Source organism: Sphingomonas sp. SDUR79, from assembly GCF_056821745.1.
This window is the reverse complement of sequence record NZ_JBPDIN010000002.1, coordinates 24,653-37,630: the sequence shown is the minus strand read 5'-3', so window position 1 is coordinate 37,630 and position 12,978 is coordinate 24,653. Positions and strand designations below refer to the sequence as shown.

Sequence of the window (12,978 nt, the reverse complement as noted above, 5' to 3'; positions counted from 1 at the left end):
ATTTCTAATGTCCACCGGCATTTTCATATTGCACTCCGACTATACCCCGGCGGGGGATCAGCCCGAAGCGATCGCGCGGCTCATATCCGGTGTCGAGGAGGGCGCGCACCATCAGACCCTCAAGGGCATCACGGGGTCGGGCAAGACGTTCACGATGGCGAATGTGATCCATCGCCTGAAGCGGCCGACGCTGATCCTGGCCCCCAACAAGACGCTGACGGCGCAGCTCTATGGCGAGATGCTGCAATTTTTCCCTGAAAATGCGGTGGAGTATTTCGTCTCCTATTACGACTACTTCCAGCCAGAGGTGTATTTGCCGGGCCGCGATGAGTTCATCCCGAAGGATTCCTCGATCAACGAGCATCTGGAGCGGCTGCGCCTGTCGACGACAAAATCGTTGATCGAGCGCCGCGATACGATCGTCGTCGCCTCGGTCTCCTCGATCTACGGCATGGGCGATCCAGACGACTATCGGGCGCTGCAAATTCCGCTGTCTGAGGGCGCGAGGCTGGATCAGGAAGAGCTTCTTCGCGGTCTGGCGCGCCTTCAATACGATCGTGCGGAACACAAGCTGAAGCGCGGGACATACCGTGCGGACGGCGAGGCCGTTGAGATTTTTCCGGCGGATTCGGAATACAAGGCTCTTCGGGTCGGGTTGGAAAATGGGGTGATAGCGTCACTGCGCTGGTTCGACGCGGCGACCGGAAAGCAGTTGGAGGACACCGACGAATATCTCGTGTCGCCCAAGACGCTGTTGGCCGCCTCATCGCGTCAGGCCGGCACGGCCGCCACGGCGATCCTCGAAGAGATGGAGAGGCAGGTCGCTCAATTGACGAGCGAAAATCGCCTGACCGAAGCCGCTCGCCTGTATGAGCGCATCACCAATGATGCCGAAATGCTGCGCCAGGTTGGATATTGCTCCGGGATGGAGAACTACGCCTCCTACCTGAGCGGCCGCGATCCTGCGCTCCCGCCGATCACCTTGCTCGACTATCTTCCGAAGGACGGCCTGCTGTTCGTGGATGAATCGCACGTGATGATTCCGCAGATTTCGGCCATGTATCGCGGCGACCAGAGCCGCAAGGAAACCCTGATCGAATACGGGTTTCGTCTGCCGTCCTCCAAGAACAATCACCCGTTGAGCTTCCGGGAGTTCGAGGAAATCAAGCCGCAAACAATCTTTGTTTCCGCCACACCCGGCGCTTACGAGCTGAATGTGTCGGGGGACCGGGTTGTTGAGCAAATCGTGCGGCCTACGGGACTGCTAGACCCGGAAGTCGAAATCCGCCCATCGCAAGGCGCTGTCGATGACCTGCTCTACGAGATAACGCAGCGCACCAAGAAGCATGAGCGTGTCCTGATAACGACGCTCACGAAGGTCGCGACGGAAGATCTCCATAGCCTGCTTGAGAGCAAGGGAATCCGCGCGCGATACATGCACTCGGACATCAAGGCGGATGACCGTGTTGAAATCATCAACGGCCTGCGCGCCGGCGAGTTCGACGTGCTGATAGGGATCAGCCTGTTGCGTGAGGGGCTGGATATCCCCGAAGCGTCTCTCATCGCCATCCTCGACGCCGATCGCGCCGGGTTCCTGCGCTCGGCACAGGCGTTGATCCAAATGATCGGCCGCGTCGCGCGCAATGTGAACGGGAAGGCCATCCTCTATGCCGACACGGTGACGCCAGCGATGCGGGCGGCGATCGACGAGACCAATAACCGCAGGCACCGCCAGATCGCATTCAACGAAGAGAATGAAGTGACCCCTTCGTCCTCTATCCGCAAACTCGCGTCCGACCAATCCCCGTCGGCCGAACCTTCGGTTCACTCGGAGGCATTCTGCGCGAACCTCTATGAACTTTGCGACCGCATCACCGATGAGGAGCAACGCCTGTTGTCGGCGGTCGACAGCGGGAACGAACAGCAAGCAGAGGACATTCGCCGTCGGTTGGACGGCTTGTATCGGCAATTCATTTATCTGTGACCTTGGTCGTGTCGAAGCACAGGCTGGACGAGCGGATGTGGCAGGAAAATTGAGATGAAGAACAAGGATATACCCTCCACGGCACCGGCCTCCGATCATGGACATGCGGGGCCGCCCGCTTGCGTGCAGGTTCGCGGCGCGCGCCAGAACAACCTCAAGAATGTTGACGTCGATGTACCGCGCGACGCCTTCGTGGTGTTCACCGGCATATCGGGCTCGGGCAAATCATCGCTCGCGTTCGGCACCCTCTATGCCGAAGCGCAGCGGCGTTATCTGGAATCGGTCGCGCCCTATGCCCGCCGCCTGATCGACCAGGCCGGCGTGCCGGAGGTCGACGCGATCGATGGATTGCCGCCCGCGGTCGCGTTGCAGCAGCAGCGCGGCTCGGCCAACGCGCGATCCTCCGTTGGCAGCGTGACGACGCTCTCCAGCCTGGTGCGGATGCTCTATTCGCGCGTCGGCGAATATCCGCGCAATCAGCCCATGCTCTATGCGGAGGATTTCTCCCCCAACACGGTCGCGGGGGCCTGCCCGACCTGCCACGGCATCGGGCGCGTCTATGACGCGACCGAAGAGACGATGGTGCCCGACGACAGCCTCACCATTCGCGATCGGGCGATCGCCGCTTGGCCGGCCGCGTGGCATGGCCAGAACCTGCGCGATATCCTCGTGTCGCTCGGCTATGACGTCGATACGCCGTGGCGCGATCTGCCGAAAAAGGATCGCGACTGGATCCTCTTCACCGACGAGGCGCCGACAGTGCCGGTCTATGCGGGCCTGACGCCCGAACAGACCCGCGTGGCGCTCAAGCGCCGCATGGAGCCGAGCTATCAGGGCACTTTCACCGGCGCCCGTCGCTATGTGCTGGAAACCTTTGCCAACACCAAAAGTGCGCTGATGAAGAAGCGCGTCTCGCAATATATCATCGGCCGCGATTGCCCGACCTGCGACGGCAAGCGCCTGAAGCGCGAAGCCCTGTCGGTCAAATTCGCCGGCCTCGACATCGCCGAGTTCGGCGACCTGACGGTGCTGAAGCTGAAGGACTTGCTCACGCCCGTCGCGCATGGCGAATATGGGGCGGCCTCCGCCCCAAAGGGCCATGTTCTGGGGAAGGCGGCCCGCGATGCGGCGGTCGAACAACGGGTCGCCGCGGGCGGCTCTGCGCACAAGAGCGCGCCCGACGTGCGCCGCACGCCCAATCTCTCCGATGAGAAGCGGGTCGCCGCCCAACGCCTTGCCTGCGAATTGCTCGAACGGCTCGAGCCGCTGATCGATCTTGGCCTGGGCTACATCTCGCTCGACCGCAGCACACCGACGCTCTCCTCCGGAGAGCTGCAACGCCTGCGCCTTGCCACCCAATTGTCGTCACAGCTTTTCGGCGTGGTCTATGTGCTCGACGAGCCTTCGGCGGGGTTGCACCCGGCAGACGGCGAAGCCTTGCTCACGATCCTTGAGCGTCTGAAGGCGGCGGGCAACTCCCTGTTCGTCGTCGAACATGATCTCGACGTGATCCGCCATGCCGAATGGCTTGTCGATGTGGGGCCAGGAGCCGGGGAAAAGGGCGGTGAAGTCCTCTACAGCGGGCCGATAGCGGGGCTCGCCGACGTCGAGGCGTCGATTACCCGCCGCTACCTGTTCGCAGAGCCCCTCCGCAGTGAACGGACGCCCCGCGATCCCAAGGCATGGCTGCGTCTCGAAGGGGTGACGCGCAACAATCTCCACGGTCTCGACGTCGAGCTTCCCATCGGCTGCTTCACCGCTGTCACCGGCGTTTCGGGATCGGGTAAGTCCAGTCTGGTCAGCCAGGCGCTGCCGGAGCTTGTCACGGAACATCTCGGCGGCTCCCCGGTGGCCGAAGAGGAGGATATCGATCCGCTGCTCGATGTTGCGCAGGAAGATACCGAAGGACGCATCGTCGCAGGCATGGAGCATGTCCGGAGACTGGTGCGGGTCGATCAGAAGCCGATCGGCCGCACGCCGCGCTCGAACCTTGCCACTTACAGCGGCCTGTTCGACCATGTGCGCAAGATCTTCGCTGATACGCCGCTCGCCCGCCGGCGACACTACAGCCCGGGCAGGTTCTCCTTCAACGTCGCGCAAGGCCGCTGCCCGGTGTGCGAGGGCGAGGGGTTCGTCATGGTGGAGCTGCTGTTCCTGCCGAGCGTCTATGCGCCGTGCTCGACCTGCCATGGCAGTCGCTACAACCCGCAAACGCTCGAAGTCGAATGGAACGGGCGCAATATCGCCCAAGTGCTCGAACTGACGGTCGACGAGGCGTGCGACTTCTTCGCGAGCGAGGCGTCTGTCATGCGCTCCCTCGATGTGCTGCGGGAGATCGGCCTTGGCTATCTGAGGCTCGGACAGCCGGCGACAGAGCTGTCGGGCGGCGAGGCGCAGCGCATCAAGCTCGCGACCGAACTGCAACGCGCTCAACGCGGCAACACGATCTACATCCTCGACGAGCCGACTTCGGGGCTTCACCCCTCCGATGCGGACCGGCTGATGCGACACCTGCAGGGCCTCGTCGACGTCGGCAATACGGTCGTGGTCGTCGAACATGACATGCGCGCCATCGCACAGGTGGATTGGGTCATCGATCTGGGACCGGGGGCCGGGGAAGATGGCGGCCGTATCATCGCCAGCGGCGTCCCTGGCGACGTTGCAGAAGCGGAAGGCAGTCTGACCGCCCCTTATCTCAAGACGGCGCTGTAGCCGCGTAGAAACCGACCACAGGGGAGGGGTGGGACTATGATAAGCCTCGTCGGTTGGATCGCCACGATCGCGACGATGATCGCGGCCATGATGACGGCTTCCAACCTGGGCGCGCGGGTGACAGGCTGGGGCTTCGTGGTGTTCAGCATCAGCTCGATTTGCTGGACGACATTAGGCTATGCGACAGGGCAGACGGCCTTGGTTGCCACCAACGGATTTTTGATGGTGACGAACCTCGTCGGTATCTGGCGATGGTTGGGGCAGCAGACCAAATATGAGGATGGCGGTCGATCGGCCGAAACCGCCAGCCAACGATCGGAGACGCCGAACCTGTTCACCGCGACTGGCCTGATCGGCATGGCGGTCGACGACAAGGGAGGCATGAACCTGGGCCGGGTCGTCGAGGCGCTGATCGAGTGCTCAACCGGCAGGATCAATTATGTCGTGGTGTCGGATGAGCGATATGGCGGTCTCGAAGAGACGCTGCGCGCGGTTCCGCTCGATCAGCTCAGGATCGGTTACACACGCATGACATTGTTGCTGGATGGCCCGAGCTACCTGTCCCTGCCTGCCCTCAAAAATCGCGATTGGCCCGCCTATGCTTCGATCAATCCGCAATAGGGGTGAGGGTCATACCAACTGTAGTGCGCGATCGTGATCCTGCCCGGGTCCAAGGAAGCGCAGGACAAGGATGCGCTCGGCCTCTGGGCGGTAGAGGATGCCATAGCGCCGATAGGAACGGCGCCGGATGCCGTAGCGCTCATATCGAGGCACCAGCGGATAGCCTTGGGGAAGATCGGCGAGGCGGCGGGCCGCCTCACGTAGCTCCTCGACGAAGCTGATGGCGCGTGCCGGATTGTCGGTTTCGATATGCTCGGCGATGCGATCGAGGTCGGCCAGCGCATCCGGCGTCAGGATGACTCTCATTGCGGCTGAGCGGTTGCCCGTGTCCGAATCCTGCCAATAATGGCATCGCACGCCTCATCGAGGTCATGCGTGCGGCCCGCCTCCGCATCTGCAAGCCCGCGCTCGATCGAGGCGTCAAGCTCATGCAGCCAGCGTTCGACATCATGAGTCTCGCCCTGATCGCGACGAATGAGGTCGCGAACATAATCGCTGACGCTGGCATAGTGCCCGCTGTCGATCCGTCGCTGGACGTAATCCCGCATAGGGTCTGGAAGAGAGACGTTCATCGAAGCCATAAATCACCTCGGATGTATAATGGCAAAAACTGCCATCAACTTCAAGACGTGCCCCACGATAGGGAAGGGGTGTGCCACGTGGCACACCTAGCCACTGCGGCCTTCCATCCGCCAGAGGGCGTCGTCGCCCCTGCGAAGCCGCCAGGAGCGGGCAACAACATCGCTTCGCTTGGCCGTGCGGTAATCGGGTACGTCGAGGAGAATATCATCGCCATCGGCCTTGGCCGTGGCGCTCACAACGACACCATCAGCAAATTCGATAAAGCAGGGCCGAAGCTCCTGCTCGTCATCGATCCGCACTTTGCAACCATTGAAAGCGTGACTGTAGGGGCATGAAATCTGCATCACGGATGGTCCATCATTGTCGAGGCATCGGTAGCGTCTTCAAAGCCAAGAGCCTTGGAGAATGGTATGGAACTCGATCGCGAGCGAGGTGACGCCGGCGACCAGCGCGAAGAGTGTGAAAAGCGCGAGCCGTCCCGGGATGCCGGGCCGCCCGCCGCCATGCTCGGTGAGGGCAACGGCGCTACCGATTGCAATGGCGAGGATAAGCGCCGGCCCCAGCTCGTAGAGGACCAGGCCGGGGAGGCGATTGGGAAGGAGATAGGGGAAATTACGGATAAGGCGACCGATCAAGACGGAGCCGGCGACCAGCGATAGCGCCGCGCCCCAGCGGCCTATCAGGATCGCAGTCGGGGAACCGCGCTCAAGCATTGGAGCTGTTTCCCGAAAAGCTGCGCCCGCCCGTAAGGGCGGTCCATATTGGACTAGCTTGATCGTCACCCGCACGGGCGGAAACCCGGCAGCGGGGTTCCGCGGAGCGCCGCGACAGCGGCGCGGAGTAGAGCGCGGGCCGAAGGCAGGCCCGGCCTATTTCTTGATCGTTCCGATGCTGCATCCTTGTGGCACCTGTGCCCTGCGAACTGCGAGTTGACGCATCCCCTCGTAATCAACACCCCATAATCCGGCCCGTCGAGCCGCCGCTCTCTGCATCAAATCGATATAAGCCCCGCCCGAAAACACGCGATAATCGACCGCATATCCCTGAGCGACCATCGTTGCCCCGACACTGGCCTTATTAGCGGGAAAACGACATGCCAGATTGAGCCGCCCATAACTCTTGGGATCGGTGCGACACTGATTTTCGCGACGCAAGGCATAGTCGAACATCGACACGGAACAGTCCATGCCACCATCGCGCATCGACAACTCCCGCAACGCTTCGCTTGAAATCGCTTTGAGCTGCGGCAAATCGTCATCAGGCGCATCGATACCGACAATCCGCACCCTGCCATTTGTGAAATCGACGGTATCTCCATCGATAATCCTCGGCTGCGGGGAGGTCAGGCGCGTTCTCGACGCCTCGACCAGCGATTCCTTGTTCTGCGTGATCGCGTAGCCCGCGACGATCAGGAACGTGATTCCCATCGTCCACCGCTGGAACGGCGTCGCACCCGGAAACAGCTTCATAGCGAGCGGATCTCGCGCAGGAGGTCATTCCAGTCGCCTGCATGGGGCGGCGGCTTGACGACGAGCTGGCGGCCGTTGGCCGTCAGGTGCGGGGTGGCGCGCGTGATCGCGCGTGCCGCCTCGGCCCCATGCTGGCTGTAGATGACGACGGTGTGGACACTCTCCGGAATGGCGACAGCCTGATACCGCTCGATCCCAAGGACAGGCCACACGAAGCGGCCAGGCCCGAGCAGGTTCATTACGCTCGCTGCGTCCTCGACGCCTTCGGCGAGGCGCAGAATGCCGTCAAGCGGGGTTCCGCCCCATCGGACGGCACCGACGCCGGGATTCCCGAGCATTCGCTTGGGTTCCTCCATGTCGGCTTTCCAGCGGCCATCGGGCGTGAGGAAAGTCCGATGGATAGCGACGACGCCGGCGTCTTCCTCGATCGGCACGATTAGCGCGGGCGCGAATGCCTTGGCGGCGCCGGCACCGCATTGGCAGCGCGGATCGAAGCGGGCGTTGATCCCATCGGGGATGATAAGTCGCCCCTCGCGCATGTAACGATCGGCGAGTGTGCCGGCGAACGGCTCGGCGTGGCGCCAGATAGCGACCGCCAGTTTGTTGAGGTCAGTTTTGCTCTCCTGCCGCTGGCCCGGGTCGTGGTCAGCGGGCGCGAGGATCTTGCCCGAGCGCAGCGCAGCCATGATCGCGTCGGCATTGCAGCCGGCAAAGCAATGGAACAACACGGCCCGATCGCCAACGCGGATCGATAGGCTTGCGGTGCTGTCGGCATGAGCCGGACAGCGACACATGGCGAAATCGCCCTGCCATTTGCCCCCGAGCTGACGGACGATGCGGTCCGCCTCCTCTTCGATTGAAGCCTTCTCCCGTCGCGCCATCTCTGGACACCTCCATTGCAGGAAGCATACTTGCTATCGCGCGGGAGCAAACAGCACCAGCGAAAACACATCAAATCGCTTTGGCGGGGTAGCGGTGGAATTTGAACTTATATTAGAGCGCGAATTGACGACGCAGCGGCCTCCGGGGGGCTCTATTACGGACGTCCATGTCTGTCAGCATGACTCGGGCAAGTGGCACATCAATGTTCGCGTAAATTGGCGTGGCACGTCGCTTTACCATGTAGGTCTCTACGATAAGAAGCGTATCCGGCTGTATAAAAAGGCTTCTAACGCCATCCGGCATATTGTTTTGGGCTACGGCTATGAAGGCGTGATCCACGTGCATCCGATTGCCGGGCTGCGCGACGAGACGGCCTTTTGAGACGACGGACTGTTTGAGCCACTATGAACATTTCGTCATTTTTCGACTAGGCAGCGGCCCAAGAGCGAATTACCCTGTTTTCACGAGAGGAGTGAAAACATGGGTAATCGCTTATTTGCGACCCTAGCAGTTTCGGGCCTTGTCGCAGCCTCGCTTAGCCCGGCGCCCGCGCGAGCGGAAAATACCTGGGCTTGTGAAGTCCTGCTTTGCGCGAGCAACCCGGGCGGGTGGATGCAGTTCGCGGAGTGTGTTCCGCCGATCCGAAAGCTGATCTCGCATCTGGCGCTCGGGGGTGGATTCCCGACCTGTAGCGCCGGGGGTGTCAGCAAGGCGGATTACACCAAACCCAAGAACGGGCGGCCTGGCTACGTCGTGATGACGATGACCGACGGCACCCGGACCCGCTACACGGTGCCGACAACGGCACAGGTGGCCCAAGCGGAGGCGACGGCACAGCCGGGCGGCCCGCTAGGGTCAGAGACATTGGAGCGGTAATGTCGCTCCCCGCCGCGGTCATCATGGGTCTCGCGGCGCAATGCGCGCCTAATGTGGCGCCCGCCACCATCGCGGCGATCGTCCAGACCGAAAGCCACGGGTTCGAGCTGGCGATTGGCGTCAACGGCCTCGATCGACAACCCGCGCCCGCAACGAGCGTCGCGCAGGCCGTCCAGACCGCCCGCTATTATGTCGACAAAGGCTATTCGGTCGATCTCGGGCTTGGTCAGATCAACTCGCGGAACATGAAGGCCCTCGGCCTGACATGGGACAATGTGTTCGATCCCTGCACGAACATCGCCGCTGCCGGCGCCGTGCTGTCCGGCAACTATCATAGCGTGCGCGCGGGCCTGCACCCGCAGCGCGCGCTTCGCATCGCCCTGTCCATGTATAACACCGGGTCACAGTCGCGTGGCTTCTCCAATGGCTATGTCGGCAAGGTCGTCGGCAATGCCGGCTTCGCCGACGGCATCCAGCCCGTCGCCGCCCGCGTCAGCGCGGCCTCCAGCACAACGATAATCGGCGATAGATCGAGCGCGGCAGCGCAGCTCGCCGCGCTGGTCGAGGAAAACACGTCCGCAAGCGCGCAGCCAAAGACTGCGCCGCCACCACCGCCGCCATCGTGGGACGTGTTTGCGAGGGCGGAGTTTGAGCGAGCCCGTCTCGCCGGAGAAGGAGAAAACCGATGAACCTCGTATCATTCGGCGGGCCGGCGCTCGCCCTGCGAGCCCGAGTGACCAAGCGTGTCGACGCAATGACGCCGCGTCAGCGCAAGGTTTCGCGGCTGCTGTCGATGTTCAGCCTGGTGGCGCTGACCTCGCTGCTGTCGGCGGAACCGGCCTTCGCGCAAACCAATCTGGAGAGCTTCGGCAACGCGGTCCTCGGCCTGCTGAGCAATGGCCTCCTGCGCATCGTCGCGATCCTGGCGCTGATCGCGGCAGGTTTCGGATGGCTGACGGGCCGGGTGAACACCGGCGCGCTCGTCACGGTCATCATTGGCATCGCGATCATCTTCTCGGCGCCGTGGATCGTCGATCAGCTCAACACCGGAGCCTGATCCTTATCAGGGCGGGGCGCTAATGACGCCCCGCCCACGCCTGTTCCGTGTGGAGTGCGTAGCGTGGATGAAGAACGGGAAGTGATGGCGCGCAATCCGCTTTTTCTGGCGGTGACGCGCCCCGCGCTGTTCGCGGGCATCCCGATCGAGGCGGCGGTGGTGATCCTGCTGGCCTCGGTCATCACCCTGATCGGCACGACGAACCCGATCTACGGGGGCGTTGTCGCCGCGGTGATGTTCGGCATTTCGCGCCTTGTGGTGCGGCACGACGTCAACGCCTTCCGCCTGATCTTCCTATGGGGTCGCACCAAGGCCGCCAACCGCAACCGCGCCTTTTGGGGTGGGTCGAGCTACACGCCGCTCCCCCTGAAAGGCATCAAACGAAAGGGGTTCGGCCGCAATGGCTAGGGCCAATCGCCTGTCGGACCAGGTGCCGATGAAGGTCGCGCTCAAGGAAGTGATGCCGACCAAGTTCCTCCCGTATGCGCGGCACGTCACCGACGAAATGGTGATGCTCGATTCCGGCGCGATCATGCTGACATTCGAGCTGCAGGGCCGCGCGTTCGAGACGGCCGACGTGCGCGACCTGAATGACTGGCACGCGAAACTCAACGGAATGCTGCGCAACCTGCATGACGATCGCCTGTCGATCTGGACGCATCTCGTGCGCGCGCGGGTCGAGCAATATCCCGGTGGCAACTTCCGTTCGCGCTTCGCGCGCGAGCTGGACGCCGCCTACTTCGCACGGATGAACAAGGAGCGGCTGTTCATCAACCGCTTCTTCGTGACGCTGGTGCTGCGTCCCTCGGTCCACGGCGCCGACAAGCTCGTCCAGCTCTTCAAGAACAAGGCGAAGGCGGAAGCGGAGGCCAACGAGGTCGACGCCGATCTGCTGGAGGCGCTGGAGGACAAGGCGCGCGATTTCGAGAAGCTGATGGATCGCTGCTCGCCGCGCCGGCTCGCGATCTACGGGCACAACGGCCTCAAGTTCTCGGAAACCCTCGAGGTCGTGGAAATGGTGATGACGGGGCGGCACCGGCGCGTCCCGATCATTCGCGGCCATCTTGGCAGCGCCCTCTATCGACAGCGGGTCATTTTCGGCGGGGAGACGGTCGAGGTCCGCGACGCCGATCGCAGCGCCTTCGGCGGGATCTTCGGCATCCGCGAATATCCGGCGTTCACGACGCCCCGCCAGTTTGAGTCCCTGCTCGCGGTCGATTTCGGCTTCGTTCTGACGCAATCCTTCACCTTCCTCGGCCGCGCTGCGGCATCGGAGCGGTTCCGGCTGCGGCAAAAGCAGATGGAGAACGCCGACGACCGCGCCGTCAGTCAGATGCTCGATCTCGTCGACGCGGCCGATGATCTCATGTCGAACCGCTTCGTCCTGGGCGATCATCATTTCACGCTCGCGGTCTATTCCGACAGCCTGAAAGGGCTGCGCGACAATATGTCGATCGCGCGGGCGGCGCTGGCCGACACCGGCATGGTCGCGGCGCGGGAAGGGGCGGCGCTGGAAGCCGCCTTTTGGAGCCAGCTCGTCGGCAATTTCGCGTGGCGCGCGAGGCCGGCGCCGATCACGTCGCTCAATTTCGCGGCCTTCTCGCCGTTCCACACCTATCCCGCTGGCCTTCCGACGGGCAACCATTGGGGCGACGCGATCGCGCTGATGAAGACGAGTGCGCGCAGTCCCTATTTCTTCAGCTTCCACAAGCGCGACATAGGCCACACGCTGATCGTCGGCCCGACCGGGGGCGGCAAGACGGTCATCGTCAACTTCCTCATGGCGCAGGCCGAGAAGACCGGCGCACGCCAGATTTTCATCGACAAGGATCGCGGCGCGCAGATTTTCGTGCTGGCGTCCGGCGGCACCTATCTGACGCTCGAGAACGGGAAACCGACCGGGTTCGCGCCGCTCAAGGCGCTCGAAAACACGTCGGAGGATCGGGCCTGGCTGTCGCTGTGGGTGCGCCAGCTCGTCCGCGCCGAAAGCCGTCCGATCACGGTGCAGGAAGAGCGCCTGATCGACGAGGGCATTGCCGCCGTGATGCGGTTGCCTCGGGAGGATCGCTCGCTGGATGCGTTGCGCACCATGCTCGGCATGGCGGATGCTGGCGGCATCGGCGCCCGTCTCGAAAAATGGACGTCGCGCGGATCGATGGGGTGGGTTTTCGACAACCCCTCCGATCTGCTGACGCTCGATGCGCGGTTCATCGGCTTCGACATGACGGACTTCCTCGACAACGGCGAGGTCCGCACGCCGCTGATGCTCTACCTGTTCCACCGGATCGACAAGCTCCTGACCGGCGAGCGGACGATCATCGCCATCGACGAGTTCTGGAAGGCACTGCAGGACGAAGCATTCCGGGGCTTCGCGCAGGACGGCTTGAAGACCTATCGCAAGCGCAACGCCATGATGGTGTTCGCCACGCAGTCGCCGGCTGACGCGCTCAAGAGTGATATTGCGCACTCAATCCTCGAACAGGTCGCGACCCAGGTGATGCTCCCGAACCCCAAGGGCGCGCGCCGCGACTATGTGGAGGGCTTCTCCCTCACCGACGCTGAATATCAGCTCATCCGCGAGGAATTGTCGCCGGAGTCGCGCAAGTTCCTCGTCAAACAGGGGCACGACAGCGTGGTTGTCGAGCTGGACCTAACCGGCCTCGATGACGAGCTGGCCGTGCTTTCAGGCCGGGCCGAGACGACGCCGATCGCCGTCGCGGCTGCGGCCGAGTTCGGCCCGGACCCCGCCAACTGGCTCCCCGTATTCCACCAACGTCGTCGTCCAAGCTGAAGGA

General features: G+C 62.9%; 14 protein-coding genes. 9 read left to right on the top strand and 5 right to left on the bottom strand.

The window, feature by feature from the left end; all coding sequences use genetic code 11:
• Window positions 1-7 precede the first annotated feature (7 nt).
• The 3 genes from uvrB to ACRYLO_RS19340 all read left to right on the top strand — a co-directional run bounded on the left by uvrB (window position 8) and on the right by ACRYLO_RS19340 (window position 5,317).
• Complete coding sequence (gene uvrB, locus ACRYLO_RS19350) at window positions 8-1,984, top strand: excinuclease ABC subunit UvrB (protein WP_482661810.1); 1,977 nt, start codon at window positions 8-10, stop codon at window positions 1,982-1,984.
• A 54-nt stretch (window positions 1,985-2,038) separates the two neighbouring features.
• Window positions 2,039-4,696 (top strand): excinuclease ABC subunit UvrA, encoded by a 2,658-nt coding sequence (locus ACRYLO_RS19345; protein ID WP_482661809.1) that lies wholly within the window; start codon window positions 2,039-2,041, stop codon window positions 4,694-4,696.
• 75 nt (window positions 4,697-4,771) lie between these two features.
• Window positions 4,772-5,317: a PRC-barrel domain-containing protein gene (locus ACRYLO_RS19340; RefSeq protein ID WP_482661808.1), complete on the top strand. Its 546-nt coding sequence runs from the start codon at window positions 4,772-4,774 to the stop codon at window positions 5,315-5,317.
• A gap of 9 nt (window positions 5,318-5,326) precedes the next feature.
• Here ACRYLO_RS19340 and ACRYLO_RS19335 read toward each other — a convergent pair whose 3' ends face one another.
• Together ACRYLO_RS19335 and ACRYLO_RS19330 are read right to left on the bottom strand one after the other, a co-directional pair.
• Window positions 5,327-5,623 (bottom strand): type II toxin-antitoxin system RelE/ParE family toxin, encoded by a 297-nt coding sequence (locus tag ACRYLO_RS19335; RefSeq protein ID WP_482661807.1) that lies wholly within the window; start codon window positions 5,621-5,623, stop codon window positions 5,327-5,329.
• A complete protein-coding gene (locus ACRYLO_RS19330; RefSeq protein WP_482661806.1) occupies window positions 5,620-5,889 on the bottom strand; it encodes a type II toxin-antitoxin system ParD family antitoxin in 270 nt (89 codons plus the stop codon). The genes ACRYLO_RS19335 and ACRYLO_RS19330 overlap by 4 nt, the downstream gene beginning before the upstream one ends.
• A gap of 87 nt (window positions 5,890-5,976) precedes the next feature.
• Between ACRYLO_RS19330 and ACRYLO_RS19325 the strand changes: the two genes are divergently transcribed.
• Window positions 5,977-6,234: a hypothetical protein gene (locus tag ACRYLO_RS19325; RefSeq protein ID WP_482661805.1), complete on the top strand. Its 258-nt coding sequence runs from the start codon at window positions 5,977-5,979 to the stop codon at window positions 6,232-6,234.
• Between the two features lie 48 nt (window positions 6,235-6,282).
• Here the strand turns inward: ACRYLO_RS19325 and ACRYLO_RS19320 are convergent, their stop codons facing one another.
• The 3 genes from ACRYLO_RS19320 to ACRYLO_RS19310 all read right to left on the bottom strand — a co-directional run bounded on the left by ACRYLO_RS19320 (window position 6,283) and on the right by ACRYLO_RS19310 (window position 8,249).
• Window positions 6,283-6,612, bottom strand: coding sequence for a hypothetical protein (locus ACRYLO_RS19320; protein WP_482661804.1), 330 nt, complete (start codon window positions 6,610-6,612; stop codon window positions 6,283-6,285).
• A gap of 156 nt (window positions 6,613-6,768) precedes the next feature.
• Window positions 6,769-7,368, bottom strand: a complete 600-nt coding sequence (locus ACRYLO_RS19315) for a thermonuclease family protein (protein WP_482661803.1) — start codon at window positions 7,366-7,368, stop codon at window positions 6,769-6,771.
• Window positions 7,365-8,249 (bottom strand): DUF7146 domain-containing protein, encoded by an 885-nt coding sequence (locus ACRYLO_RS19310; protein ID WP_482661802.1) that lies wholly within the window; start codon window positions 8,247-8,249, stop codon window positions 7,365-7,367. Before ACRYLO_RS19310 ends, ACRYLO_RS19315 begins: the two co-directional genes overlap by 4 nt.
• Before the next feature lie 94 nt (window positions 8,250-8,343).
• Here ACRYLO_RS19310 and ACRYLO_RS19305 point away from each other — a divergent pair, with 94 nt between their 5' ends.
• From ACRYLO_RS19305 to ACRYLO_RS19285, 5 genes are all read left to right on the top strand, one after another.
• On the top strand, window positions 8,344-8,631 hold the full coding sequence (locus ACRYLO_RS19305) for a hypothetical protein (RefSeq protein WP_482661801.1): 288 nt from the start codon (window positions 8,344-8,346) through the stop codon (window positions 8,629-8,631).
• A 494-nt stretch (window positions 8,632-9,125) separates the two neighbouring features.
• A complete protein-coding gene (locus ACRYLO_RS19300) occupies window positions 9,126-9,815 on the top strand; it encodes a lytic transglycosylase domain-containing protein (RefSeq protein ID WP_482661800.1) in 690 nt (229 codons plus the stop codon).
• 65 nt (window positions 9,816-9,880) lie between these two features.
• Window positions 9,881-10,183 (top strand): TrbC/VirB2 family protein, encoded by a 303-nt coding sequence (locus ACRYLO_RS19295; RefSeq protein WP_482661799.1) that lies wholly within the window; start codon window positions 9,881-9,883, stop codon window positions 10,181-10,183.
• A gap of 63 nt (window positions 10,184-10,246) precedes the next feature.
• The gene (locus tag ACRYLO_RS19290) at window positions 10,247-10,591 is read left to right on the top strand and encodes a VirB3 family type IV secretion system protein (RefSeq protein ID WP_322790382.1); all 345 of its coding nucleotides are present in this window, start codon (window positions 10,247-10,249) and stop codon (window positions 10,589-10,591) included.
• Entirely contained in the window at window positions 10,584-12,974 is a 2,391-nt protein-coding gene (locus ACRYLO_RS19285) for a VirB4 family type IV secretion/conjugal transfer ATPase (protein WP_482661798.1), read from the top strand. Before ACRYLO_RS19290 ends, ACRYLO_RS19285 begins: the two co-directional genes overlap by 8 nt.
• Window positions 12,975-12,978 lie beyond the last annotated feature (4 nt).

Bases quoted from the DNA above. Each gene is read 5' to 3' on its own strand.
- ACRYLO_RS19310 (WP_482661802.1), bottom strand. From the start codon at position 8,249: ATGGCGCGACGGGAGAAGGCTTCAATCGAAGAGGAGGCGGACCGCATC.
- ACRYLO_RS19335 (WP_482661807.1), bottom strand. From the start codon at position 5,623: ATGAGAGTCATCCTGACGCCGGATGCGCTGGCCGACCTCGATCGCATC.
- ACRYLO_RS19345 (WP_482661809.1), top strand. From the start codon at position 2,039: ATGAAGAACAAGGATATACCCTCCACGGCACCGGCCTCCGATCATGGA.
- ACRYLO_RS19340 (WP_482661808.1), top strand. From the start codon at position 4,772: ATGATCGCGGCCATGATGACGGCTTCCAACCTGGGCGCGCGGGTGACA.
- ACRYLO_RS19295 (WP_482661799.1), top strand. From the start codon at position 9,881: ATGACGCCGCGTCAGCGCAAGGTTTCGCGGCTGCTGTCGATGTTCAGC.
- ACRYLO_RS19330 (WP_482661806.1), bottom strand. From the start codon at position 5,889: ATGAACGTCTCTCTTCCAGACCCTATGCGGGATTACGTCCAGCGACGG.
- uvrB (WP_482661810.1), top strand. From the start codon at position 8: ATGTCCACCGGCATTTTCATATTGCACTCCGACTATACCCCGGCGGGG.
- ACRYLO_RS19320 (WP_482661804.1), bottom strand. From the start codon at position 6,612: ATGCTTGAGCGCGGTTCCCCGACTGCGATCCTGATAGGCCGCTGGGGC.
- ACRYLO_RS19315 (WP_482661803.1), bottom strand. From the start codon at position 7,368: ATGAAGCTGTTTCCGGGTGCGACGCCGTTCCAGCGGTGGACGATGGGA.
- ACRYLO_RS19300 (WP_482661800.1), top strand. From the start codon at position 9,126: ATGTCGCTCCCCGCCGCGGTCATCATGGGTCTCGCGGCGCAATGCGCG.
- ACRYLO_RS19285 (WP_482661798.1), top strand. From the start codon at position 10,584: ATGGCTAGGGCCAATCGCCTGTCGGACCAGGTGCCGATGAAGGTCGCG.